Genomic DNA, 23,759 nt, shown 5'->3' with positions numbered 1-23,759 from the left:
AATGCCGGCCAGTTTCAGGAGTGAATCATGAGTGAAATGCTTGATACGCCGGTAGACGGCACCCTCGACGCCACCGGCCTCAACTGCCCTGAACCGGTGATGATGCTGCACCAGCATATCCGTGACCTGGTGCCCGGCGGCCTGCTCAAGGTGATCGCCACTGACCCGTCGACCCGTCGCGACATTCCCAAGTTCTGCGTGTTTCTCGACCATGAACTGGTGGCGCAGCACGAAGAGGCGGGTACCTACCTCTACTGGATTCGCAAGAAGTCCGGCTGATCAGCCCCCCCTGTAGGAGCGAGCTTGCTCGCGATGGACGTCAACGATAACGCGTAATACCTGATGCCCCGCGGTGTCCTGGCGTTTTTCGCGAGCAATCGAGCGTCGACCGGCTGCTCCTACAAGGGGTGCGGCGATCAACCCCGGCTGTTACGAATCCGCCTGCGCGCACTGAGCGTCAGGCGGATCGACAGCATCAGCGCCGCACAGCTCAAGCCGGCAATCAGCCCTTCCCACAGCCCGCTCGGGCCGCTGGCCGGACCGAACCAGTCGGTCAGTCCCAGCACGTAGCCGACCGGCAGGCCGATGCCCCAATAGGCGAACAAGGTCAGGATCATCGTCGCCCGGGTGTCCTGGTATCCACGCAGCGCGCCCGCGCAGATCACCTGGATGGCATCGGAAAACTGGTACAGCGCGGCGTAGACGATCAACATCGACGCAATCTGGATCACTGCCTTGTCAGGCGTGTAGATCGAGGCGATGGGTTCGCGCAGCAGCAGGATCAGGCTCGCCGAGAACGCCGCGAACACCAGTGCGGCGCCAAGCCCGACCTTCGCCGCGAAGCGCGCCTGCCAAGGATTGCCGGCCCCCAGTGCCTGACCGACCCTCACGGTCACCGCCATGCCTAGCGAATAAGGAATCATGAACAGCAACGAGCTGATGTTCAGGGCGATTTGATGCCCGGCCACCACGGTAGAGCCAAGACTGCCGATCAACAGGGCGATGACCGCGAAGATGCTGGACTCGGCGAAGACGGCGATACCGATCGGCAGGCCAATGCCGACCAGGCGCTTGATCACGACCCATTGCGGACGGTCGAAGCGCACCAGCACACGAGTGCGGGCATAGAACGGAGCCCAGAACGTCCAGCCGGCCATGCTCAACGCCATGAACCACATCACGATGCCGCTGGCCCAGCCACAACCGACGCCGCCCAGGGCCGGTGCGCCGAAATGGCCATAGATCAACGTGTAGTTCAGCGGGATGTTCAGCAGCAGGCCGCACAAGCCGATGACCATGCTCGGACGGGTGCGCCCCATGCCATCGCTGTAGCAGCGCAGTACGTAATAAAAAGCCATGCCCGGCAAACCGAAGGCGATCCCGTGCAGATAACCCATGCTTGGCTCGATCAATTGCGGATCGACTTTCATCCAGTGCAGGATCGGCTCGGCGCCGAGCAGCAGGCCGCTGCCGATCAACCCGACACACAGTGCGAGCCACAGCGCCTGGCGTACCAGCGGACCGATTTCGTCAAACTGCCCGGCGCCAAAGCGTTGCGCGACCTTGGGGGTGGTGGCCAATAGAACGCCGGACATCAACAGGTAGACGGGAATCCAGATCGAGTTGCCCAGGGCCACCGAAGCCAGGTCCCGTGGGCTGACGCGGCCGGCCATCACCGCATCGACGAAGCCCATGGCCGTGGTGGCCAGTTGCGCGATCATGATGGGCAGGGCCAGGTTGAGCAGGCCTTTGAGTTCCAGGCGAACGGGTGTTGTCCGCGCAGGCGCAATGGCGGCGGTATTCTCGATTGCAGGATTCAATGGCGAAACGTCCAAAAGGTTTTGATGCACAGGCGCGCATTCTACGCGTTGACGCGGCAGTCAGGAAAAGACCCGTGTTACCGATTTGTAATCAACTCTCTGTAGGAGCGAGCTTGCTCGCGATGGACGCAAGGATGCCACGTTCATTCAGGCATCCCGCGTCATCGTTGACGTCCATCGCGAGCAAGCTCGCTCCTACAGATACAGAGAGATGCGTCTAGGCGCGATGCGTCATCTACGCCTAAACTGCCGATCCGCCAAAGGAGCCTGCCATGCTGATTGTTGCCGACGAAAATATCCCCCTGCTCGATGCCTTCTTCGAAGGCTTCGGTGAAATCCGCCGGGTGCCGGGTCGTTCCATTGACCGTGCCACGGTCGAACAGGCCGATGTGCTGTTGGTGCGTTCGGTGACCAACGTCAATCGCGCGCTACTCGAAGGCAGCAAGGTGCGCTTTGTCGGTACGTGCACCATCGGTACCGATCATCTGGACCTGGATTACTTTCAGCAGGCCGGAATCACCTGGTCCAGCGCGCCGGGCTGCAATGCCCGCGGCGTGGTCGACTATGTGCTCGGCAGCTTGCTGACCCTGGCCGAAATCGAAGGTGTCGACCTGACCCGGCGTACCTACGGCGTAGTCGGTGCCGGCGAAGTGGGCGGCCGATTGGTCAAAGTCCTGCAAGGCCTGGGCTGGAAGGTGCTGGTGTGCGATCCGCCACGGCAGGCCGCTGAAGGCGGTGACTACGTCAGCCTCGAGCAGATCATCGAAGCGTGCGACGTCATCAGCCTGCACACGCCGCTGACCAGGCAGGGACAGCTGTCGACCTGGCATTTGTTCGATCAGACACGCCTGAACCAGCTCAAGTCCGGCACCTGGCTGATCAATGCCAGTCGCGGACCGGTGGTGAACAACGCGGCCCTGCGCGACGTGCTGCTGCAGCGCGAAGACCTGCAAGCGGTGCTCGATGTGTGGGAAAGCGAGCCTGAAGTCGACGTGGCACTGGCCGAGCTGTGCGTGCTGGCAACGCCGCACATTGCCGGTTACAGCCTTGACGGCAAGCAGCGGGGGACTGCGCAGATTTATCAGGCGTATTGCGATTTTCTCGGGCAACCGGCCCGCGTCAGCCTGAGCGATTTGCTGCCGACACCGTGGCTGTCGCACGTGACCCTGAATGCGCAAAGCGACCCGGCCTGGGCCCTGGCAATGCTGTGCCGTGGCGTATATGACCCGCGTCGTGACGATGCGGATTTCCGTCGCAGCCTGGTCGGCAGTGTCAGCGAGCAGCGTGCGGCATTCGATAGGCTGCGCAAGCATTACCCGTTGCGCCGGGAGATCGACGGATTGCAGGTGCGGATCGAAGGTGAATCGCCTGAGCTGCAGAGGATTGTGGCGGCGTTGGGGGCGATGGCAATCTGATAGACCACAGCGGCCCAATCGCGAGCAGGTCGAATCGTCGCACCGTCGCTCCCACAGGATCCGTGCTGGATACAAATGTTGTGTACGACCCGGATCCCCTGTAGGAGCGAGCCTGCTCGCGATGGGCGCGCCACAGTCCCGGATTGGATCAAGCAGGCATAAAAAACCCGGCCAACAAAGGGCCGGGTCAAGAAGACGGTGGCTATATCACTTTTGTTTGGCAGGTTTGACCAATCGCTTTTCCAGTTCGCTGCAAGCTTTCTGGATCATCTTTTCAGTGATCGGTACTTCGCGACCCTGCTCGTCGATAATCGAGCAACCCAGAGACTGGTCCGGTTGCGTGCGGATCACTTGAATCTTGTCATCGCTGCTGTGTTGCAAGGACATGGCCTGTCTCCTCATCAGGTTGTGTGCTTACTGTATAGCCGCCAGGTGACCGGGCTATGACAACTCCCTGCGATCTTTCCGGGCGGACAGAACAAGTCCACCAGAAATGCCGGCACGTGGCTAGCCGAACTTTAGACCAATAGCGTCTAGCCTCTAGTGTTGGTGGACATAATTAACCTGACTCATTGTGATTTGCAGCGAGCCACCCCATTGAGCGGTGTAGGCTGACCCTAAAATGACTGCTTTGTCCTGGATGATTGCGATGCTCTCTGCCCGTCACCGCCGTGCCGTTCGCCTGGCCCGTCGTTTCATCGCGCCGTATCGCTGGCAGGCCTTTGGCGCCTTGCTGGCGCTGATCGCCACCGCCGGCATCACCTTGTCCATGGGGCAGGGCATTCGCCTGCTGGTGGACCAGGGGTTCATGACCCAGTCACCGCATCTGCTCAATCAGTCCATCACGCTGTTCATGTTGCTGGTCATGGGGCTGGCGATCGGTACGTTTGCGCGGTTTTACCTGGTGTCGTGGATCGGTGAACGCTGCGTCGCCGATATCCGGCGCAACGTGTTCAATCATCTGATTTACCTGCACCCGGGGTTTTACGAAGACAATCGCAGCTCCGAAATCCAGTCCCGCCTGACCGCCGATACCACGCTGCTGCAATCGGTCATCGGTTCTTCACTGTCGTTGTTCCTGCGCAATCTGTTGATGGTGATCGGCGGGATCGTCCTGTTGTTCATCACCAACCCCAAGCTCACCAGCATCGTGGTGGTGGCCTTGCCTTTGGTGATCGCGCCGATCCTGATCTTCGGCCGCCGGGTACGTAACCTCTCGCGCCTGAGTCAGGACCGGATTGCCGACATCGGCAGTTATGTGTCCGAAACCCTGGGCCAGATCAAGACCGTGCAAGCCTACAACCATCAGGCCGAGGACGAGCGCCGGTTTGCCGTGACCGTGGAGGAGGCGTTCAACACCGCGCGCAAGCGCATCTTCCAGCGGGCCTGGCTGATTACCCTGGTGATCGTCCTGGTATTGGGCGCGGTCGGGGTGATGCTCTGGGTCGGCGGCATGGACGTCATCGCCGGGCGAATTTCTGCCGGCGAGCTGGCGGCGTTCGTGTTCTATAGCCTGATCGTCGGCAGCGCGTTCGGCACCTTGAGCGAAGTGATTGGCGAATTGCAGCGGGCCGCCGGCGCGGCCGAGCGGATTGCCGAATTGCTGCGTTCGCAAAACATCATCCTGCCGCCGGTGGCAGGCGCGGTGACACTGCCGGACCGGGTCGACGGCCAACTGCAACTGCAAAATGTGCGTTTTTCCTACCCGTCGCGGCCGCAAAGTTATGCCGTCGACGGGTTGAGCCTGACCGTCAATGCCGGTGAGACGCTGGCGCTGGTCGGGCCATCGGGGGCCGGAAAATCGACGGTGTATGACTTGCTGCTGCGTTTTTACGACCCGACCGAGGGACGCGTCCTGCTCGATGGCGTGCCGTTGACTCAACTCGATCCGCTGGACCTGCGCCGCTGTTTCGCCCTGGTGTCGCAAACCCCGGCACTGTTTTTCGGCAGCATTGAAGAAAACATTCGCTACGGCAGTCCGAAGGCGACTTTGGCCGAGGTACAGGAAGCGGCAAAAATCGCTTATGCCCATGACTTTATCGAAGCCATGCCCAATGGTTACCAGACTCATCTGGGGGACGCTGGTCTCGGTTTGTCCGGTGGCCAGCGCCAACGTCTGGCCATCGCCCGAGCGTTGCTGGTGGACGCCCCGATCCTGCTCCTAGACGAAGCCACCAGCGCCCTCGACGCCCAGAGTGAACACCTGATCCAGCAGGCGCTGCCGAGCCTGATGAAAAACCGTACCACCCTGGTGATCGCCCATCGCCTGGCCACGGTGAAAAACGCCGACCGGATCGCGGTGATGGACCAGGGGAAACTGGTGGCGGTGGGCACGCATCAGGAGCTGCTTGCCAGCAATGCGTTGTATGCGCGGTTGGCGGCGTTGCAGTTCAGTGACGGGCATGAAGCGGCATGAATGACACCCGGTATTATCTTATTTGCCGGTTGAGGCGGTGATTCGGGATCAGCAGGAGGCGTTCTACGCGGCATTGTCGGCGGCCGATCATTTGGCCGAATCAACGCCTTTCGTAGAGTTCATGTTGCAAGCCATGAGCCTTGCACTATCGGAGGCGGTACGGGGTGGGTCAGAAATCGACCCAGTAACCGACCCAGTAGAGAAGTTGCTTTCTGTGCTGAATGTTAACGGCCCACGAAAGATCAGCGAATGGATAGAGATGACCCAGCCCGAATCGCCAAGTAGTCCGGCACAAAAGTATCGCCTGACCCAGCTCGGAAAACAGGTCTTCGCACGGCTCAAGTCGGCGAAGAAACACTGAGCACCTCTGTAGGAGCGAGCTTGCTCGCGATGGTCGTGAACGATAACGCGTAGAGCCAGATGCCCAGCGGTGCTTTTGGCTTTTTCGCGAGCAAGCTCGATCCTACAAGGAATCACTTCGCTTAACTGAACAACATTAGCATCACAGATGCGGGCTTTTTTTACGGGTCGATTTGAATCATTGATCGTCGAAAAACCGCTCATGCCAATCCACGATCGGCTGTGGCGCATTGAGCTTCTGGCCGTAGATCACCGAGTACGACAGCACGTTTTGCACGTACTGGCGGGTTTCGTCGAACGGGATGCTTTCCACCCATACGTCGAAACTCAGGTGGTCCGCACCACGCAGCCATTGGCGTACGCGGCCGGGGCCGGCGTTGTAGGCGGCGGAGGCGAGGACGCGGTTGCCGTTGAACTGGCTGTGCACCTGGCTCAGGTAGGCGGCACCGAGCTGGATGTTCTTGTCCGGATTCAGCAATTGCTGTGGCGAGCTATAGGGAATACTGAACTTGCGTGCGGTTTCCTTGGCGGTGGCGGGCATCAGTTGCATCAGGCCCGAGGCGCCTACCCCGGAGCGGGCGTCGTCCATGAACGCACTTTCCTGGCGGGTGATGGCGAACGCCCAGCTCGGATGCAGGCCGCGGCTCTTCGCTTCACGCACCAGGGTCTCGCGGTGGGCCATCGGGAAGCGGATATCCAGGTCATCCCAATACTGCGCCTGGCTGATGGTGCGGATCGCCGGGAAGTACCATTTCAGGTCGTAGGCCAGTTTGGCCTGGGCGACCATTTCGTCGCGGCTGAAGTGACGGCTGACGTAGTACCACTCACGGCGGCCATCGACGATCTGCCCGCGGGCGTGCAGCTCCAGGGCGCGGCGTACGCCGGGCGTGTTACGCACCTTGTTGATGGTGGCCTGACTGAGCACCAGCGGTTTGTTGAGCAGCGAGTAGGGCGACTGCGAGCGATCGGCGGCGAGGAAACCATAGAAGTCGCGTTCGCGGGCCAGGCTTTTATAGAGCGTCTGCGCTTCCGGATTCTGCGGTTGCGCCAGCTCCAGGCTGCGGGCCTGCCAGTAACGCCAGCGGTTGGTGGTGGCCAGGTCCTGGGGCAGGCGGCGGGTCAACTGATAGGCGTCGTCCCAGCGCGCCAGGCGCAGGAGCAGGCGCAAGCGCCATTCGGAAACGGTGTTGTCGCGCAGCTCGGGGTCGTATTTGGTCATGACATCCAGTGCACGGCTGTCGAAACGTCGTGCGAGGGTCAGGCCGATTTCCCGGGCGATCGCCACCTTTTCATCCCGGGAGAAGTGCATGCTACTGGCGTAACCGTCGAGCAGGTCCATGGCCTTGTCCGGGTCCTGGCGAGCCAGGCGGCGCAGGCCGAGACTGACCACATCGGACATGGCTTCGTCGGCCGGGGTGAAGCGTGACGACTGGTTGAGCAGTTCCGGTTTCTGCGCGACGTCCACCAGCAAGCGACCGCGAGGGGCGAGGTTGGTCATGCCGTTGATCAGGCTGTTGGCCAGCGGGTAGTTGCGCGCCTGGGCGGCGAGTTTGGTGCGCTCCCAGCGTTTTTGTTCGGTCAACTGACCTTCGGCGGCCCACATGCCGAACAGCGTGTCACAGGCTTCAGGTTGGGATTTGCCGGTCAGCCAGAGTTTTTCGGCGTTGGCGTTACCTTCGGTCTTGAGATTGTGGCTGAGCTGGTACTGCGCATTCAGGCAGTCCAGTTCGGTGAAGTTCATTTTCGGGTCGTAATACTTGACGAAGGTCGCCCAGTCGCCTCGATCCGCCAGCCAGCGCAACCAGCGCAGTTTCATCCAGTTGGCCTGGGGCAGGTCGCCGTGTTCGGTGAGGAATTTCTCGATTTCGGCGTTGCTCGCGGTTTTCAGGCGTGCGGTCAGCTCGTCGTACGCCAGGTAGGGTTCCAGCGGATAATCGGCGAGGGCCTGGCTGTAACGGAAGTACGGGCCACTGTCGCCCTTGGCCAAGGCGCGTTTGGCTTCATCGTAATACTGGCGTTGGGTGGACAGGTCCACCGCCTGGGCGGATTGGACGGCAGCGGCAGACAATAAAAAAGCAGATAAAAGATTGAAAAGGCGACTGCGCATGAGACGTCCGGGCAGAGAAAAATCATGACAAGTGCGGGCCAGGCCCGCACTGAATTGTCTGTAGCTTAGCCTTTTGCCAGCAGCCGGTGAAAGCTTTGCGGGTCTTCCCACGTCAGTTCGCAACATTTGTCATGCAGAGTGCTACGAGAGTGAAATTGCCGGCCTTCTGAAGCCTCAAGTCAGGTAGAATGCGCGCCCGGTTTTTGGAGAAGCTCATGACCCTGCTCAAATTCAGCGATGTGTCCCTTGCTTTCGGCGCTATGCCGTTGTTGGACAAGGTGTCCTGGCAGATCGCCCGTGGTGAGCGGGTGTGCATCATCGGCCGCAACGGCACTGGCAAGTCCAGCATGATGAAGCTCGTCAAGGGCGACCAGAAGCCCGATGACGGCTCGGTGTGGCGTGCCCCCGGTCTGAAAATCGGCGAATTGCCGCAAGAATTGCCGGTGGCCGACGAGCGGACCGTGTTCGACGTGGTGGCCGAAGGCCTGGACGGCGTCGGTGCCTTGCTCGCCGAGTATCACCACCTGAGCCAGAACTGCGTCACCGACGCCGATCTGGACAAACTGATGCACGTCCAGCACGACCTGGAAGCCCGCGATGGCTGGCGCTTGCAGACCCTGGTCGACAGCACCCTGAGCCGCCTGCAACTGCCGGCCGACAAGACCCTCGCCGAGTTGTCCGGCGGCTGGCGTCGTCGCGTCCTGCTGGCCCAGGCCCTGGTGTCCGAGCCGGACCTGCTGCTGCTCGACGAGCCGACCAACCACCTGGACATCGGTGCCATCGCCTGGCTTGAAGAAGCACTGAAGGATTTCCAGGGCGCCGTGCTGTTCATCACGCACGACCGTTCTTTCCTGCAGAACCTGGCCACCCGCATCCTCGAACTGGATCGCGGCGGCCTGATCGACTGGAACGGCGACTACGCCAGTTTCCTCGTGCACAAGGAAGCCGAACTCGCTGCCGAAGCCACCGCCAACGCGTTGTTCGACAAACGCCTGGCCCAGGAAGAAGTGTGGATTCGCCAGGGTATCAAGGCCCGTCGCACCCGTAACGAAGGCCGCGTGCGTGCCCTCAAGGCCCTGCGTGTCGAGCGCAGCGAGCGTCGCGAGCGTACCGGCAAGGCCAATATCCAGCTGGACACTGCCGACAAGTCCGGCAAGCAAGTGATGGTGCTCGAGAACGTGAGCTTCGCTCACCCGGGCGGCCCGTTCCTGATCAAGGACTTCTCGATGGTGCTGCAGCGCGGCGACCGTATCGGTCTGCTCGGCGCCAACGGTACCGGCAAGACCACGCTGCTGAAGCTGATGCTCAGCGGCCTGCAACCGACCAGCGGCAAAGTGGAAGAAGGCACCCGGATCGATGTCGCCTACTTCGACCAGTTGCGCCATCAACTGGATCTGGAAAAAACCGTAATCGACAACGTGGCCGAAGGTCGAGACTTCATCGATATCGATGGTCAGAGCCGCCATGTGCTGAGCTACCTCGGCGACTTCCTGTTCAGCCCGCAGCGTGCCCGCACGCCGGTCAAGGCGCTGTCCGGTGGTGAGCGTGCCCGTCTGTTGCTGGCCAAGTTGTTCAGCAAGCCGGCGAACCTGCTGGTACTCGACGAACCAACCAACGACCTCGACGTTGAAACCCTCGAACTGCTCGAAGAAGTCTTGCTGACCTTCAATGGCACCGTGCTGATGGTCAGCCACGACCGGGCATTCCTCGACAACGTGGTCACCAGCACCCTGGTTTTCGAAGGTGAAGGCAAGGTTCGCGAATATGTCGGTGGCTACCAGGACTGGCTGCGCCAGGGCGGCTCGCCGCGCCTGCTGGGCGTGACCGAAAGCAAATCCGGCAAGGCCGACCTGAATTCTGCGGTGGTGAAGGCCGAGCCTGCGCCGGTTGCGGAAGCTGTCGAAGCGCCAGTGGCAAAGAAAAAGCTCAGCTACAAGTTGCAGCGTGAGCTGGAAGCGTTGCCGGGGCAGATCGAAGCCATGGAGCAACAGATCGCCGCCGTTGAAGCACAGATGGCGGACGCGGGCTTCTATCAGCGTCCTGCTGCCGAAACCGCTGCGGTGATCGCTCAGCTGGAGCAGTTGCAGGCTGAGCTCGACATCATGGTCGAGCGTTGGGCCGAACTGGATGCCTGATTGATCCGGCAATAAAAAAAGCCCGGCGTTCAGTGATGAACGCCGGGTTTTTCATATGAAATTGGATCGAAACGATCCCCTGTAGGAGCGAGCCTGCTCGCGATGGTCGTCAACGATGACACGGGGAACCTGACACCCCGTGGCGCTCTCGGGTTCATCGCGAGCGGGCTCGCTCCTACAGGGAGGTGTTGTCAGGATTTGGTTTGCAGGCGTACAGCTAGCACATCGCAAGGCGCGCCATGCAGCACGTCATTGGCGGTGGAGCCCAGCAGCAGTGCCAGGCCGTGCCGGCCATGGCTGCCCACCACGATCAGATCGCATTGCTGTTCCTTGGCGAAGTGATGGATTTCCTGGCGTGGCTGGCCGTAGGTGAGGTGGCAATTGGAGCCCTCAAGCTCTGAGTATTTGTGCTTCAGGCGTTCAAGGCGCTCCTTGGCCTGATCGAACTGCTGCTGTTGCAGTTGTGACAGGTCCATTGGCACGTCGCCGCCGAAGGCCATCGCCATCGGTTCGACAATGTGCACCAGTGACAATTTCGCGCCGTTGCTCACCGACAGTTCGCGAGCGCGGTGGATCACAGGGTCGCACTCTTCGGTCAGATCTACAGCGACCAGAATATGGTTGTAGGGCATGAGGTGCTCCTCCTGAGGGTTGCAATATTGGTAAGTATGGCTGGTTTCAAGCGCATTGGTTCAAAAGTGACACAATGGGCTCATCAAGAATCGGGAGTACAGATATGACGGTGTGGATAGTGGTGTCAATCCTGCTGGTGGTACTCAGCCCGCTGGCATGGTTGCGCCCCTCGCGTGCCCAGAGCGGGCGTATCGCCCTGCGGATGGAGGCCCGACGCATCGGCCTGGCCATGCAACTGGCACCTCAGCAATGGCCGCACTGGCTGAGCCAGGAGCCGCCAAGCCCCTGTGCCCAGTACCATCGTCCGCGACGTGGCAGTCAGCCAGCGTGTTGGAGCTACTGGCAAAAATCACCGGGTGTCTGGGTCAATCAGTGGCAGGAAATCTGTGAAGAACGGGCGCTGCTCGATCATTTCGAAAAATTGCCAGGCAATGTCTTCAAGGTCGAGGCCGACAAGCAAATAATCGCCTTGTATTGGGGCGAGAAGGGCGAGGCCGAGGTGTTGCAACAGATCGATGCCACCCTCAAGGCACTGGCCTGAAACCGGGTCCCCTGTAGGAGCGAGCCTGCTCGCGATGAACCTGAGAGCACCACGGGGTGCCAGGCTTCCCGCGTCATCGTTGACGTCCATCGCGAGCAGGCTCGCTCCTACAGGAAGCGATCAGGCAATAAAAAGCCCGACATCAATCATCGGGCGGAGTTGGCCAGGCAGGCCGGTAAAACGGTGTGGGCTGATCTTACGCTGGGCATTCGCCAAAGCGTTCAACTTTTTCCCCTGGTTTCGCCAGCGTAGCGTGTTAAATGCGGGCTGCAGCGAATTAGGGCGAATTTTCTAACAATTGATTCTATGAATGACCTTGCATGCTCAAGCGTGTTTAAGGTCTTCGCAGTACGGAAATGACCGGAAAGTCGCGTTTCAACCCGTTTTTCAGGCGATTGACAATTGTCGGAAATTCCGTGAAGGTGACGTACCCAAATCAAACGGGCGTATGAATTGAGCGTTTGTATTTCAGACCGCTCCTACAGAATCCCGACTATCGCGTTGGCGGGTGTGCCGGGTGGATAGGCGTAGCATTGACGATCAACGTCCCTGCCAAGCCATTTGCCTGCGTCCGACGTGTACTGTTCAGCTTCCATATCGTGGAGATCAGTTGATGATTTACGAAGGTAAAGCCATCACGGTTAAGGCTCTTGAAAGTGGCATCGTCGAACTGAAGTTCGACCTCAAGGGTGAGTCCGTCAACAAGTTCAACCGTCTAACCCTGAACGAACTGCGTCAGGCCGTAGACACCATCAAGGCAGATGCTTCGATCAAGGGCGTGATCGTCAGCAGTGGCAAGGACGTGTTCATCGTCGGCGCCGACATCACCGAATTTGTCGACAACTTCAAGCTGCCGGATGCAGAACTTGTTGCTGGCAACCTCGAAGCCAACAGGATTTTCAGCGATTTCGAAGACCTCGACGTCCCGACCGTCGCCGCAATCAACGGCATCGCGCTGGGTGGCGGTCTGGAAATGTGCCTGGCGGCGGACTACCGCGTCATGTCCACCAACGCCAAGATCGGTCTGCCGGAAGTCAAGCTGGGCATCTACCCGGGCTTCGGCGGTACTGTGCGCCTGCCGCGCCTGATCGGTGCCGACAACGCCATCGAGTGGATTGCCGCCGGCAAGGAAAACCGTCCTGAAGATGCGCTGAAAGTTGGCGCTGTCGACGCAGTGGTTGCTCCTGAGCAGTTGCAGGATGCCGCGCTGGAACTGGTCAAGCGCGCCATTTCCGGTGAGTTCGACTACAAGGCCAAGCGCCAGCCGAAGCTGGAAAAGCTCAAGCTCAACGCCATCGAACAAATGATGGCTTTCGAAACCGCCAAAGGTTTCGTGGCCGGCCAGGCTGGCCCGAACTACCCGGCGCCGGTTGAAGCGATCAAGACCATCCAGAAAGCCGCGAACTTCGGTCGCGACAAGGCGCTGGAAATCGAAGCGGCCGGTTTCGTCAAACTGGCCAAGACCTCGGCCGCGCAGAGCCTGATCGGCTTGTTCCTGAACGATCAGGAACTGAAGAAAAAGGCCAAGGCCTACGACGAAATCGCCAAAGACGTGAAGCAGGCCGCCGTACTGGGCGCCGGCATCATGGGTGGCGGTATCGCCTATCAGTCGGCTTCCAAAGGTACGCCGATCCTGATGAAGGACATCAACGAGCACGGCATCGAGCAGGGGCTGGCCGAAGCCGCCAAACTGCTGGTTGGCCGCGTTGATAAAGGTCGCATGACCGCCGCGAAAATGGCTGAAGTGCTCAACGGTATCCGCCCAACCCTGTCTTACGGAGACTTCGGTCACGTGGACCTGGTGGTTGAAGCGGTCGTCGAGAACCCGAAGGTCAAGCAAGCGGTACTGGCTGAAGTTGAAGACAAGGTCAAAGAGGACACCATCCTCGCGTCGAACACTTCGACCATTTCCATCACCTTGCTGGCCAAGGCCCTCAAGCGTCCGGAAAACTTCGTCGGCATGCACTTCTTCAACCCGGTGCACATGATGCCGCTGGTGGAAGTCATCCGTGGCGAGAAGTCCAGTGAGCTGGCGGTTGCCACCACCGTTGCCTACGCCAAGAAAATGGGCAAGAACCCGATCGTCGTCAACGATTGCCCGGGCTTCCTGGTCAACCGCGTCCTGTTCCCGTACTTCGGCGGTTTCGCCAAGCTGGTCAGCGCCGGTGTGGACTTCGTCCGTATCGACAAGATCATGGAAAAGTTCGGCTGGCCAATGGGCCCGGCCTACCTGATGGACGTGGTCGGCATCGACACCGGCCACCACGGACGTGACGTGATGGCTGAAGGTTTCCCGGACCGCATGAAGGACGACCGTCGTTCGGCCGTTGACGTGCTCTACGAAGCCAAGCGCCTGGGCCAGAAGAACGGCAAGGGCTTCTACGCCTACGAGACCGACAAGAAGGGCAAGCAGAAGAAGGTGGCCGATCCGTCGGTGCTGGAAGTGCTCAAGCCGATCGTTTACGAGCAGCGCGAAGTCACCGACGAAGACATCATCAACTGGATGATGATCCCGCTGTGCCTGGAAACCGTGCGTTGCCTGCAAGACGGCATCGTCGAAACCGCCGCCGAAGCCGACATGGGTCTGGTCTACGGTATTGGTTTCCCTCCATTCCGTGGCGGTGCGCTGCGCTACATCGACTCGCTCGGTGTGGCAGAGTTCGTTGCCCTGGCCGACCAGTACGCTGATTTGGGCGCGCTGTACCACCCGACCGCGAAGCTGCGTGAAATGGCCAAGAACGGCCAGAGCTTCTTCGGTTAAGCGCCCCCAACTAGAGTGAGAGTGAACTTATGAGCTTGAATCCTAGAGACGTCGTGATTGTCGACTTCGGTCGTACTCCGATGGGCCGCTCCAAGGGCGGCATGCACCGCAACACCCGTGCCGAAGACATGTCGGCACACCTGATCAGCAAACTGCTGGAACGCAACGTCAAGGTTGACCCGAGCGAAGTCGAAGACGTGATCTGGGGCTGCGTCAACCAGACCCTGGAGCAGGGCTGGAACATCGCGCGCATGGCGTCGCTGATGACCCAGATCCCGCACACCTCGGCCGGCCAGACTGTCAGCCGCCTGTGTGGCTCGTCGATGAGTGCCCTGCACACTGCTGCGCAAGCGATCATGACCGGTAACGGTGACGTCTTCGTGGTTGGCGGCGTCGAGCATATGGGTCATGTGAGCATGATGCACGGTGTCGATCCGAACCCGCACATGTCGCTGTACGCGGCGAAAGCCTCGGGCATGATGGGCCTGACCGCGGAAATGCTGGGTAAAATGCACGGTATCACTCGCGAGCAACAGGACGCTTTCGGCGTGCGCTCCCACCAACTCGCCCACAAGGCGACCGTGGAAGGCAAGTTCAAAGACGAAATCATCCCGATGCAGGGCTACGACGAGAACGGTTTCCTGAAAACCTTCGACTACGACGAAACCATTCGTCCGGAAACCACCCTGGAAAGCCTGGCGGCCCTGAAGCCGGCGTTCAATCCGAAGGGTGGCACCGTGACCGCCGGTACCTCGTCGCAGATCACCGATGGTGCCTCGTGCATGATCGTGATGTCGGCGCAACGCGCACAAGACCTGGGCATCCAGCCTCTGGCGGTGATCCGTTCGATGGCGGTGGCAGGTGTGGATCCGGCCATCATGGGCTATGGTCCAGTACCGGCCACACAAAAAGCACTGAAGCGCGCGGGTCTGGGCATCTCCGACATCGACTTCTTCGAGCTCAACGAAGCTTTCGCCGCACAGGCCCTGCCAGTGCTGAAAGATCTGAAAGTGCTCGACAAGATGAACGAGAAGGTTAACCTGCACGGTGGCGCAATTGCCCTGGGCCACCCGTTCGGTTGCTCCGGTGCGCGTATCTCCGGCACTTTGCTCAATGTGATGAAGCAGAATGGCGGCACCTTCGGGGTGGCCACCATGTGCATTGGTCTCGGCCAAGGCATCTCCACCGTCTTCGAACGCGTTTAAGCGTCTCGCTGATGGAAGCCGGGGCCAAGTGCCCCGGTTTTTGTTTTTCCGGATTTATTTTTGATTTTATTTTGAAAACATTTGAGTGAGGGCCAAAGCATGCCGATACAACCAGGGCTCTACCAACATTACAAAGGTCCGCAGTACCGCGTATTCAGTGTCGCGCGGCATTCGGAAACCGAAGAAGAAGTGGTCTTCTACCAAGCCCTGTATGGCGATTACGGCTTTTGGGTGCGCCCCTTGAGCATGTTCCTGGAGTCCGTCGAGGTTGACGGCGAACAGGTGCCACGCTTTGCTTTGGTGCAGGCCGAAGAAAGCCTTTTTACCAAGCCATAAGCTGAGTGCGCGCAATACCCTGCGCTTGACCTCACCTTGTTGCCACTATATATAGCGGTGCCGCGTCAGGCGCCAATCGCCTTTCACTTCTCGAATTCAGGAATTTTCTGATCCATGGGCAAATCGCTGGTCATTGTGGAATCCCCGGCTAAGGCCAAGACCATCAACAAGTATTTGGGCAACGAATACGTGGTGAAGTCGAGTATCGGCCATATCCGAGACCTGCCCACCAGCGGTTCGGCTAGCGCCAGCAAAGAGCCAGCCGCCAAGCGCGGCAAGGCTGCTGCGGGTGAAGTGCCGGCACTGTCGCCGAAAGAAAAAGCGCGCAAGCAGCTGGTCGCGCGCATGGGTGTCGATCCGGATCATGGCTGGAAAGCCAAGTACGAGATCCTCCCGGGCAAGGAAAAAGTCATCGAAGAGCTGCGCCGGCTCGCCAAGGATGCTGACACCATCTATCTCGCAACCGACTTGGACCGCGAGGGGGAAGCCATTGCCTGGCACCTGCGCGAAGCCATCGGTGGTGACGACAGCCGCTACAAGCGCGTGGTGTTCAACGAAATCACCAAGAAGGCGATTCAGGAAGCCTTCTCAAAGCCAGGCGAGCTGGATATCGACCGCGTCAACGCCCAGCAGGCGCGTCGCTTTCTCGACCGCGTGGTGGGTTACATGGTTTCGCCGCTGCTGTGGGCCAAGATCGCTCGTGGCCTGTCCGCCGGTCGCGTGCAGTCGGTTGCCGTGAAGCTGGTGGTCGAGCGCGAACGTGAAATCCGCGCGTTCATCCCTGAAGAATACTGGGAAGTTCACGCCGACCTCGGCACAGCCAAGGGCGCGACCGTGCGTTTCGACGTGGCTCGTGAAAAAGGCGAAGCGTTCAAGCCGCTCAACGAAGCCCAGGCCATGGCCGCGCTGGAGAAGCTCAAGTCCTCCAGCTACAGCATCGTCAAGCGTGAAGACAAACCGACCAGCAGCAAACCGTCGGCACCGTTCATCACGTCCACCCTGCAACAGGCCGCAAGCAACCGCCTGGGCTTTGGTGTGAAGAAAACCATGATGATGGCCCAGCGTTTGTACGAAGCCGGCTACATCACCTACATGCGTACCGACTCCACCAACCTTTCGGTTGATGCCGTGGCGATGGCGCGTACCTATATCGAAGGTGAGTTCGGCAAGAAGTACCTGCCGGAAAATCCGAACGTCTACAGCAGCAAGGAAGGCGCACAAGAGGCTCACGAAGCGATTCGTCCGTCTGACGCCAATACCGAGCCAAGCAAGCTGTCGGGCATGGAGCGTGACGCTGAGCGCCTCTACGAGCTGATCTGGCGCCAGTTCCTCGCTTGCCAGATGCTGCCGGCGCAATACCTGTCGACTACCGTCACCGTGGGTGCCGGCGACTTCGAGCTGCGCGCCAAGGGCCGCATCCTGAAGTTTGACGGTTACACCCGTGTCATGCCGCAAATCGCCAAGCCGGGCGACGACGATGTATTGCCGGACATGGCCCAGGGCGACGCGATGAAGCTGATCAAGCTTGATCCGACCCAGCACTTCACCAAGCCACCGGCGCGTTACTCGGAAGCCAGCCTGGTTAAAGAAATGGAAAAACGCGGCATCGGTCGTCCTTCGACCTACGCAGCGATCATTTCGACCATCCAGGACCGTGGTTACGTGGCGCTGCACAACCGTCGTTTCTACTCGGAAAAGATGGGCGATATCGTCACCGAGCGTCTGGCCGAGAGCTTTTCGAACCTGATGGACTACGGCTTCACCGCCGGCATGGAAGAGCATCTCGATGACGTGGCCCAGGGCGAGCGCGACTGGAAAAACGTGCTCGACGAGTTCTACGGCGACTTCAAGAAAAAGCTCGAAGTGGCCGAAAGCCCGGAAAGCGGCATGCGTGCCAATCAACCGGTGATGACCGACATCCCGTGCACCACCTGCGGTCGTCCGATGCAGATTCGTACTGCGTCGACCGGCGTGTTCCTCGGTTGCTCGGGCTACAGCCTGCCGCCGAAAGAGCGCTGCAAGGCCACCGTCAACCTGGTGCCGGGCGACGAAATCGCGGCGGACGACGAGGGTGAGTCGGAGTCGCTGGTGTTGCGCGGCAAGCATCGCTGCCCGATCTGCAGCACGGCGATGGATGCTTACCTGCTCGATGAGAAACGCAAGTTGCACATCTGCGGTAACAACCCGGATTGCGATGGCTACGAAATCGAAGAGGGCACCTATCGCATCAAGGGCTATGAAGGCCCGAGCCTGGAATGCGACAAGTGCGGTAGCGAAATGCAGCTCAAGACCGGCCGTTTCGGCAAGTTCTTCGGTTGCACCAACGCGACCTGCAAGAACACGCGCAAACTGCTGAAGAGCGGCGATGCGGCACCGCCGAAGATGGATCCGGTGAAGATGCCTGAGCTGAAGTGCGAAAAGGTCAACGACACCTACATTCTGCGCGACGGTGCATCAGGCTTGTTCCTGGCCGCCAGCCAGTTCCCGAAAAACCGCGAGACTCGTGCTCCGCTGGTAATGGAAATCGTCCCGCACAAGGATGAGATCGATCCGAAGTATCACTTCCTCTGCGAAGCACCGAAGAAAGATCCGGATGGCCTCCCGACTGTGATTCGTTACAGTCGCAAGACCAAGGAACAGTACGTGCAGACCGAGGTTGACGGGAAGCCGACTGGCTGGAAAGCGTTCTACGACGGCGGCAAGTGGGCGGTCGAAGACAAGCGTCCGGCAGCCAAGGCTTAACAGCCTGGGGTAATGAAACGGCCGCATGACCACCCTCGGGTGTTCATGCGGCCTTTTTTGTTTTTGCTGCTTTCTCTGTAGGAGCGAGCCTGCTCGCGAAAAACTCAAGGGCAACACGTTTTTCCAGGATGTACACGTTATCGTTTACGTTTTTCGCGAGCAGGCTCGCTCCTACAGTGTTGGCATCGGCATCGGCATCGGCAGAGGACTTGCGGTTTGCCTGGCTGATCCACGACACTGTCCAACCTGCATGAAGCAATTATTTCGTTGTGGAGGCTGCCGTCATGGCCCACGAACTGTATACCCGCACCAATCAGAAGATTTATTTCGCCGGCTTGTCGCTCGAAGCGCTGGCCCGCACTGAAGAGGGGCGGGCGATGAATTCGCTGGCGCTGATCCAGGCGGGACGCGAATCCGCTCTGTTTCACCTGTACGGCGCGCTGTTGGGGCTGTGTCACGAAATCGCCGGTTACTATCGCTTGCCTCAGGCCAATGCGCCCCGTGCAGAGTTATTGCTGACTCGCGAAGTGCTGGAGTCCATCGCCATTCCGGAAATGGCTGAGCTGGTCGAGCTGGCCAATAACCCGGAGACCTGGCTGGCCAAACTCCTGGCCGCCCATGCTGCGCTGTTTCAACCGCCGCGCGCGCCGCACAAGCCGAAAGGGGACGTGACCCAGCCACTGATTCAGGCTGTCAATCTGGATGAAGAGGACGCGCCGGAGGAACTGAGTCGGGAGGAGCTGGAGAGTTGGCGTCAGAACCTGAAAGCATTGGCGATCCGGTTTCGTGAAGGGTTGAACGAGTGCTGACAAACACATTTGGGTAATGACATCTGGTCAAGATCCCAAGCGAAGCCCGAGCGATGCCTATATAATCCCCGCCTTTCGTGGAGAACAGTCCTTTATGCCAACGTCCTTTCTAGAAATTGTCGAGTTACCAGACGGCCGTATCGAGCTGCGCAGGGCCGAGGACGAGGGTTCTCTGGTTACTTTGGATTTCTCCGAGGACGCCAAAGCGTTCCTGCAAGGACAGCACGTGGAAGTCGCCAAGGCGATGTTGAGCGTCGGTGTACAGATGGCCGGTCGCATGGTTGAAGGCGAATTCGACAAGGACGAGGGGTCGCGGGTGCTTCATTGATCCCCGTCTGTCGTTTTTCTTGATATCGCTACACATCGGCTTCTCAGTCCCTGGAGAAGCCTTGCGCGGTGAAGCACGCGTCTTGTCTGTCAGTCAGCCCAGTCGAATATTCAGGCTCTGAGCGTCCCCGGTGCGGGCGGCGCTGATCAGTTGTTGCCGCGATTGCGGGCTCAATGGGTTGATCCAGCTGACCACCGTGTGGCTGCGACCCAGGCGCAACGCTTCGCAGGTCAGTTGCTGGGCGCTCTGGGTACCCCGCGGTTGCAGCAACAGAATGCGTTCGCGGTTGAGGCCGGCATCTCGCAGCCAGGCTTGAGTCAGGCTGGCGGGTGGTGCGATCAGTGTCAGCCAGCGTGCATCCTGGTCCTGGCTCAATTCCCTGAGGATCGGTGCCAGCAGGCTCAGGCAGTTCCCGGCTGCACCACGCAGTGACAGCTCGCTGAAAACGTCAGGTTCGGCGCTCCAGGGGGACTCGACTACGTCTTTCAAAATCGGCGCCAATGGCTGTGCCATGAACGCTTCGAACAACGGCAGTTGGGTTTGCTGTGGTGCTGGCTGTGGGAACTGCATGGTGCCTCCTTTAGCGGCGAATGACGCCGACACTCAAGCCTTCGATCACCAGTTCCTGGTCTTGAAGGTTCACTTCAATCGGGGCGAACTCGGGGTTCTCGGCGATCAGCCAGACTTTGCTGCCGTCACGCTTGAAGCGCTTGACGGTCACTTCGTCGCCGATTCGCGCCACCACGATCTGGCCGTTACGGGCTTCGCGGGTGGTGTGGACCGCCAGCAGGTCGCCGTCGAAAATGCCGACATCCTTCATGCTCATCCCATGGACACGCAGCAGGTAGTCGGCGCGCGGATGGAAGAAGGCGGGATTGATGTTGCAGGACTCTTCGATGTGTTGCTGCGCAAGAATCGGGGCGCCGGCGGCGACCCGGCCAATGATCGGCAGGGTGGAATCGTCGGCCTTGGCTTCGAAGCCGGGGATGCGAATGCCACGGGAGGCGCCAGGCGTCATCTCGATTGCACCCTTGCGGGCCAGTGCCTTGAGGTGTTCTTCCGCCGCATTGGGTGATTTGAAACCCAGTTCCTGAGCGATTTCCGCGCGGGTCGGCGGGTAGCCGTTGTCTTCCAGGCAGCGTTTGATGAAGGCCAGAATCTCGGCTTGGCGTGGCGTCAGCTTTAGCATATTGATCGCTCTGTTTTTTTATACAGTGACTGGGATTATATACAGTGGGGCGGTCTTGGCAATGCTCCTTTTTTCAGTGGCCGCCGGACGGTCAATCAGGCAGTGGATTGAAGCTTCGCCGTTGTGTGGTTAAATGTCTGACCGACCATTCACGAAACGAACTGCCAGGCTTGACAAGGCGCGGGCTGAAACGTATGTTTCAAACAAGTGTTTGTCAGGCGGAGTAGCCATGGCCCAGTCGGAAACCGTTGAACGCATTCTCGATGCTGCCGAGCAGTTGTTCGCGGAAAAAGGTTTCGCCGAAACCTCGTTGCGCCTGATCACCAGCAAGGCCGGTGTCAACCTGGCGGCGGTGAACTATCACTTCGGTTCGAAGAAGGCGTTGATCCAGGCGGTTTTCTCGCGGTTCCTCGGGCCGTTCTGCATCAGTCTCGATAAAGAGCTGGAGCGGCGTCAGGCCAAACCCGAAATCAGGCCGACACTCGAAGAGTTGCTGGAAATCCTCGTCGAGCAGGCACTGGTGGTGCAGCCGCGCAGTGGCAACGACCTGTCTATCTTCATGCGTTTGCTGGGACTGGCGTTCAGTCAGAGCCAGGGGCACTTGCGTCGTTATCTGGAAGACATGTACGGCAAGGTGTTCCGCCGCTACATGATACTGGTCAACGAAGCGGCGCCGCGTATTCCGCCCATCGAACTGTTCTGGCGCGTGCACTTCATGCTCGGTGCGGCGGCGTTCAGCATGTCCGGTATCAAGGCCTTGCGGGCGATTGCCGAAACCGACTTCGGCGTGAATACCTCGATCGAGCAGGTCATGCGCCTGATGGTGCCATTCCTGGCCGCCGGCATGCGTGCCGAATCCGGTGTGACGGATGCGGCCATGGCCACTGCCCAGTTGCGTCCACGCAGCAAATCGACACCGGTTGCCGCCAAGGTATAACCGCACATGGGTGGGCGCGGCAGCTGACATCCGCTAAGCTAGCCGCCCATGCCGACTCTCGTTCTGAACCCGATCCTCATTGAACTCGCCAATCTGCCGGGCCATGCCCTTGGCGGCGAATTCGTGTGGGCCGGGTTTTCTGTTATCAAGGAATTCTTATGACTGCTGGCTTGCAAGGCTCGTTGATGGTGGACGTCGCCGGTACCTGGCTGACGGCTGAAGATCGCCAATTGTTGCGCCAGCCCGAAGTGGGCGGCCTGATCATCTTTGCCCGCAACATCGAGCACCCACGTCAGGTGCGTGAATTGAGTGCGGCAATCCGCGCCGTCCGTCCCGACTTGTTGCTGGCTGTGGACCAAGAGGGCGGTCGTGTGCAGCGCCTGCGCCAGGGTTTCGTGCGCTTGCCCGCCATGCGCGCCATCGCCGACAACCCGAACGCCGAGTACCTGGCCGAGCAGTGCGGCTGGATCATGGCGACCGAAGTGCTGGCCGTTGGCCTGGACCTGAGCTTCGCCCCGGTGCTCGACCTCGATTACCAGCGCAGCGCGGTGGTGGGTACCCGTTCGTTCGAGGGTGATCCCGAACGCGCTGCCTTGCTCGCTGGTGCATTCATCCGTGGCATGAACAGTGCGGGCATGGCGGCCACCGGCAAGCACTTCCCCGGCCACGGCTGGGCGGAAGCGGATTCCCACGTCGCGATTCCCAACGACGAACGCAGCCTCGACGAGATCCGCGCCAACGACCTGGTGCCGTTTGCCAAATTGAGCAAGCAACTGGCCGCGGTCATGCCGGCCCACGTTATTTATCCACAAGTCGATTCCCAGCCCGCCGGTTTCTCCCGCCGCTGGTTGCAGGACATCCTGCGCGGTGAGTTGCAATTCGACGGGGTGATTTTCAGTGACGACTTGTCCATGGCAGGCGCTCACGTGGTCGGCGATGCCGCCAGTCGTATTGAAGCTGCGCTGACTGCCGGTTGCGACATGGGCCTGGTGTGCAACGACCGTGCGGCTGCCGAGCTCGCCCTGAGCGCTGCCCAGCGTTTGAAGGTCAAGCCGTCCGAGCGCATTGCGCGGATGCGCGGCCAGTCGTTTGCCAACTCTGAATACCGTCAGGACCCGCGCTGGCTGGCCGCTGTCGGCGCGCTCAAAGAAGCTCAATTGATTGATTAAGGACTGTTCGTTATGACGGTTTACGCGATTATCGGTGGCACAGGCCTGACTCAACTCGAAGGCCTGAGCATTCGCCAGTCACTGACAGTGGACACGCCTTATGGTGCACCTTCGGCCGACGTTCAGATCGGCGAGTATGCCGGCAAGGAAGTGTTGTTCCTCGCACGTCACGGTCATCCGCATCGGTTTCCGCCGCATCAGGTCAACTACCGCGCCAACCTCTGGGCGTTGAAGCAGGCTGGCGCCGAAGCCATTCTTGCAGTCAATGCCGTGGGTGGAATTCACTCGGCCATGGGCACAGGGCATTTCTGCGTGCCGCATCAGTTGATCGACTACACCAGCGGTCGTGAGCACACCTACTTTGCCGATGACCTGGAGCACGTCACCCATATCGACTTCAGCTACCCCTACAGCGAACCGTTGCGCCAGCAACTTATCGCGGCATTGGCGGCCGAAGGTGTGGGCTACAGCAGTCATGGCGTGTATGCGTGCACTCAAGGGCCGCGCCTGGAGACAGTGGCTGAAATCGCCCGGCTGGAGCGCGATGGCTGCGACATCGTCGGCATGACCGGTATGCCGGAAGCAGCCCTGGCCCGGGAACTGGAACTGGATTACGCCTGTCTGGCGCTGGTGGTGAATCCGGCGGCGGGCAAGTCGACGGCGGTGATCACCATGGCCGAGATCGAGCAGGCGTTACATGACGGCATGGGCAAGGTCAAATCGACCCTGGCGCGGGTGCTCAAGGGCTGAGTTAGCCTCGGCACCGAGTTGACCCTATCGCGAGCAGGCTCGCTCCCACAGGTTTAGCGGTGTACACAGAGTTTGTGTATGGCGCGGACCTTGTGGGAGCGAGCCT

Annotated in this window: 22 protein-coding genes; 15 read left to right on the top strand and 7 right to left on the bottom strand. The window is 59.9% G+C overall.

The window, feature by feature from the left end; translation table 11 throughout:
* The first annotated feature begins 27 nt into the window (after positions 1-27).
* Positions 28-279, top strand: a complete 252-nt coding sequence (gene tusA / locus KGA83_RS09775; protein WP_007987255.1) for a sulfurtransferase TusA — start codon at positions 28-30, stop codon at positions 277-279.
* A 137-nt stretch (positions 280-416) separates the two neighbouring features.
* On the opposite strand, the gene KGA83_RS09770 is transcribed toward tusA, so the two are convergent.
* On the bottom strand, positions 417-1,820 hold the full coding sequence (locus KGA83_RS09770) for an MATE family efflux transporter (RefSeq protein WP_108219296.1): 1,404 nt from the start codon (positions 1,818-1,820) through the stop codon (positions 417-419).
* 272 nt (positions 1,821-2,092) lie between these two features.
* On the opposite strand from KGA83_RS09770, the gene pdxB reads away from it, so the two are divergent.
* Positions 2,093-3,235, top strand: coding sequence for a 4-phosphoerythronate dehydrogenase PdxB (pdxB, locus tag KGA83_RS09765; protein WP_223529575.1), 1,143 nt, complete (start codon positions 2,093-2,095; stop codon positions 3,233-3,235).
* Positions 3,236-3,442: 207 nt separating this feature from the next.
* Here the strand turns inward: pdxB and KGA83_RS09760 are convergent, their stop codons facing one another.
* The gene (locus KGA83_RS09760) at positions 3,443-3,622 is read right to left on the bottom strand and encodes a PA1571 family protein (protein ID WP_108219225.1); all 180 of its coding nucleotides are present in this window, start codon (positions 3,620-3,622) and stop codon (positions 3,443-3,445) included.
* Between the two features lie 253 nt (positions 3,623-3,875).
* Between KGA83_RS09760 and KGA83_RS09755 the strand changes: the two genes are divergently transcribed.
* Together KGA83_RS09755 and KGA83_RS09750 are read left to right on the top strand one after the other, a co-directional pair.
* Positions 3,876-5,651 carry an ABC transporter transmembrane domain-containing protein gene (locus tag KGA83_RS09755; RefSeq protein WP_223529606.1) on the top strand — a complete coding sequence of 592 codons (1,776 nt, stop codon included), beginning with the start codon at positions 3,876-3,878 and terminating at the stop codon, positions 5,649-5,651.
* 22 nt (positions 5,652-5,673) lie between these two features.
* Positions 5,674-6,012, top strand: coding sequence for a Fic family protein (locus KGA83_RS09750; protein ID WP_317850585.1), 339 nt, complete (start codon positions 5,674-5,676; stop codon positions 6,010-6,012).
* Between the two features lie 177 nt (positions 6,013-6,189).
* Here KGA83_RS09750 and KGA83_RS09745 read toward each other — a convergent pair whose 3' ends face one another.
* Positions 6,190-8,118 carry a transglycosylase SLT domain-containing protein gene (locus KGA83_RS09745; protein WP_108219227.1) on the bottom strand — a complete coding sequence of 643 codons (1,929 nt, stop codon included), beginning with the start codon at positions 8,116-8,118 and terminating at the stop codon, positions 6,190-6,192.
* A 215-nt stretch (positions 8,119-8,333) separates the two neighbouring features.
* On the opposite strand from KGA83_RS09745, the gene KGA83_RS09740 reads away from it, so the two are divergent.
* Positions 8,334-10,253, top strand: a complete 1,920-nt coding sequence (locus KGA83_RS09740; protein ID WP_223529574.1) for an ATP-binding cassette domain-containing protein — start codon at positions 8,334-8,336, stop codon at positions 10,251-10,253.
* A 191-nt stretch (positions 10,254-10,444) separates the two neighbouring features.
* Here KGA83_RS09740 and KGA83_RS09735 read toward each other — a convergent pair whose 3' ends face one another.
* Positions 10,445-10,885 carry a universal stress protein gene (locus tag KGA83_RS09735; protein WP_108219229.1) on the bottom strand — a complete coding sequence of 147 codons (441 nt, stop codon included), beginning with the start codon at positions 10,883-10,885 and terminating at the stop codon, positions 10,445-10,447.
* A gap of 104 nt (positions 10,886-10,989) precedes the next feature.
* Between KGA83_RS09735 and KGA83_RS09730 the strand changes: the two genes are divergently transcribed.
* The 5 genes from KGA83_RS09730 (at position 10,990) to topA (ending at position 18,471) form a co-directional block, all read left to right on the top strand.
* A complete protein-coding gene (locus tag KGA83_RS09730) occupies positions 10,990-11,427 on the top strand; it encodes a hypothetical protein (RefSeq protein WP_108219230.1) in 438 nt (145 codons plus the stop codon).
* Positions 11,428-12,040: 613 nt separating this feature from the next.
* Entirely contained in the window at positions 12,041-14,188 is a 2,148-nt protein-coding gene (gene fadB / locus KGA83_RS09725) for a fatty acid oxidation complex subunit alpha FadB (RefSeq protein WP_223529573.1), read from the top strand.
* A 29-nt stretch (positions 14,189-14,217) separates the two neighbouring features.
* Complete coding sequence (gene fadA, locus KGA83_RS09720) at positions 14,218-15,393, top strand: acetyl-CoA C-acyltransferase FadA (RefSeq protein WP_053160736.1); 1,176 nt, start codon at positions 14,218-14,220, stop codon at positions 15,391-15,393.
* 99 nt (positions 15,394-15,492) lie between these two features.
* A complete protein-coding gene (locus KGA83_RS09715; RefSeq protein ID WP_007986363.1) occupies positions 15,493-15,729 on the top strand; it encodes a DUF1653 domain-containing protein in 237 nt (78 codons plus the stop codon).
* A 114-nt stretch (positions 15,730-15,843) separates the two neighbouring features.
* Positions 15,844-18,471, top strand: coding sequence for a type I DNA topoisomerase (gene topA / locus KGA83_RS09710; protein ID WP_108219233.1), 2,628 nt, complete (start codon positions 15,844-15,846; stop codon positions 18,469-18,471).
* A gap of 43 nt (positions 18,472-18,514) precedes the next feature.
* Here topA and KGA83_RS09705 read toward each other — a convergent pair whose 3' ends face one another.
* On the bottom strand, positions 18,515-18,709 hold the full coding sequence (locus tag KGA83_RS09705; protein ID WP_108219234.1) for a hypothetical protein: 195 nt from the start codon (positions 18,707-18,709) through the stop codon (positions 18,515-18,517).
* Between the two features lie 46 nt (positions 18,710-18,755).
* Here KGA83_RS09705 and KGA83_RS09700 point away from each other — a divergent pair, with 46 nt between their 5' ends.
* On the top strand, positions 18,756-19,280 hold the full coding sequence (locus KGA83_RS09700) for a DUF6586 family protein (protein ID WP_108219235.1): 525 nt from the start codon (positions 18,756-18,758) through the stop codon (positions 19,278-19,280).
* A 94-nt stretch (positions 19,281-19,374) separates the two neighbouring features.
* The gene (locus tag KGA83_RS09695) at positions 19,375-19,608 is read left to right on the top strand and encodes a hypothetical protein (RefSeq protein WP_108219236.1); all 234 of its coding nucleotides are present in this window, start codon (positions 19,375-19,377) and stop codon (positions 19,606-19,608) included.
* A 93-nt stretch (positions 19,609-19,701) separates the two neighbouring features.
* On the opposite strand, the gene sulA is transcribed toward KGA83_RS09695, so the two are convergent.
* Together sulA and lexA are read right to left on the bottom strand one after the other, a co-directional pair.
* Positions 19,702-20,178 carry an SOS-induced cell division inhibitor SulA gene (sulA, locus tag KGA83_RS09690; RefSeq protein ID WP_218428804.1) on the bottom strand — a complete coding sequence of 159 codons (477 nt, stop codon included), beginning with the start codon at positions 20,176-20,178 and terminating at the stop codon, positions 19,702-19,704.
* 10 nt (positions 20,179-20,188) lie between these two features.
* Positions 20,189-20,797, bottom strand: a complete 609-nt coding sequence (gene lexA / locus KGA83_RS09685; RefSeq protein ID WP_007974043.1) for a transcriptional repressor LexA — start codon at positions 20,795-20,797, stop codon at positions 20,189-20,191.
* A 229-nt stretch (positions 20,798-21,026) separates the two neighbouring features.
* On the opposite strand from lexA, the gene KGA83_RS09680 reads away from it, so the two are divergent.
* The 3 genes from KGA83_RS09680 (at position 21,027) to KGA83_RS09670 (ending at position 23,653) form a co-directional block, all read left to right on the top strand.
* Complete coding sequence (locus KGA83_RS09680) at positions 21,027-21,734, top strand: TetR/AcrR family transcriptional regulator (protein ID WP_108219237.1); 708 nt, start codon at positions 21,027-21,029, stop codon at positions 21,732-21,734.
* Positions 21,735-21,892: 158 nt separating this feature from the next.
* A complete protein-coding gene (gene nagZ / locus KGA83_RS09675) occupies positions 21,893-22,903 on the top strand; it encodes a beta-N-acetylhexosaminidase (RefSeq protein ID WP_223529572.1) in 1,011 nt (336 codons plus the stop codon).
* A gap of 12 nt (positions 22,904-22,915) precedes the next feature.
* Positions 22,916-23,653 carry an S-methyl-5'-thioinosine phosphorylase gene (locus KGA83_RS09670; protein ID WP_108219239.1) on the top strand — a complete coding sequence of 246 codons (738 nt, stop codon included), beginning with the start codon at positions 22,916-22,918 and terminating at the stop codon, positions 23,651-23,653.
* The last annotated feature ends 106 nt before the right edge of the window (positions 23,654-23,759 follow it).

It is taken from the genome of Pseudomonas sp. GL-R-19 (assembly GCF_019956375.1).
Taxonomy (GTDB): Bacteria; Pseudomonadota; Gammaproteobacteria; order Pseudomonadales; family Pseudomonadaceae; genus Aquipseudomonas.
This window is presented reverse-complemented; position numbering and strand designations above follow the sequence as displayed.

Bases quoted from the DNA above. Each gene is read 5' to 3' on its own strand.
- sulA (WP_218428804.1), bottom strand. From the start codon at position 20,178: ATGCAGTTCCCACAGCCAGCACCACAGCAAACCCAACTGCCGTTGTTC.
- tusA (WP_007987255.1), top strand. From the start codon at position 28: ATGAGTGAAATGCTTGATACGCCGGTAGACGGCACCCTCGACGCCACC.
- KGA83_RS09700 (WP_108219235.1), top strand. From the start codon at position 18,756: ATGGCCCACGAACTGTATACCCGCACCAATCAGAAGATTTATTTCGCC.
- topA (WP_108219233.1), top strand. From the start codon at position 15,844: ATGGGCAAATCGCTGGTCATTGTGGAATCCCCGGCTAAGGCCAAGACC.
- lexA (WP_007974043.1), bottom strand. From the start codon at position 20,797: ATGCTAAAGCTGACGCCACGCCAAGCCGAGATTCTGGCCTTCATCAAA.
- KGA83_RS09740 (WP_223529574.1), top strand. From the start codon at position 8,334: ATGACCCTGCTCAAATTCAGCGATGTGTCCCTTGCTTTCGGCGCTATG.
- KGA83_RS09735 (WP_108219229.1), bottom strand. From the start codon at position 10,885: ATGCCCTACAACCATATTCTGGTCGCTGTAGATCTGACCGAAGAGTGC.
- fadB (WP_223529573.1), top strand. From the start codon at position 12,041: ATGATTTACGAAGGTAAAGCCATCACGGTTAAGGCTCTTGAAAGTGGC.
- KGA83_RS09695 (WP_108219236.1), top strand. From the start codon at position 19,375: ATGCCAACGTCCTTTCTAGAAATTGTCGAGTTACCAGACGGCCGTATC.
- KGA83_RS09715 (WP_007986363.1), top strand. From the start codon at position 15,493: ATGCCGATACAACCAGGGCTCTACCAACATTACAAAGGTCCGCAGTAC.
- KGA83_RS09680 (WP_108219237.1), top strand. From the start codon at position 21,027: ATGGCCCAGTCGGAAACCGTTGAACGCATTCTCGATGCTGCCGAGCAG.
- nagZ (WP_223529572.1), top strand. From the start codon at position 21,893: ATGACTGCTGGCTTGCAAGGCTCGTTGATGGTGGACGTCGCCGGTACC.
- KGA83_RS09745 (WP_108219227.1), bottom strand. From the start codon at position 8,118: ATGCGCAGTCGCCTTTTCAATCTTTTATCTGCTTTTTTATTGTCTGCC.
- KGA83_RS09730 (WP_108219230.1), top strand. From the start codon at position 10,990: ATGACGGTGTGGATAGTGGTGTCAATCCTGCTGGTGGTACTCAGCCCG.
- fadA (WP_053160736.1), top strand. From the start codon at position 14,218: ATGAGCTTGAATCCTAGAGACGTCGTGATTGTCGACTTCGGTCGTACT.
- KGA83_RS09670 (WP_108219239.1), top strand. From the start codon at position 22,916: ATGACGGTTTACGCGATTATCGGTGGCACAGGCCTGACTCAACTCGAA.
- KGA83_RS09755 (WP_223529606.1), top strand. From the start codon at position 3,876: ATGATTGCGATGCTCTCTGCCCGTCACCGCCGTGCCGTTCGCCTGGCC.
- KGA83_RS09760 (WP_108219225.1), bottom strand. From the start codon at position 3,622: ATGTCCTTGCAACACAGCAGCGATGACAAGATTCAAGTGATCCGCACG.
- pdxB (WP_223529575.1), top strand. From the start codon at position 2,093: ATGCTGATTGTTGCCGACGAAAATATCCCCCTGCTCGATGCCTTCTTC.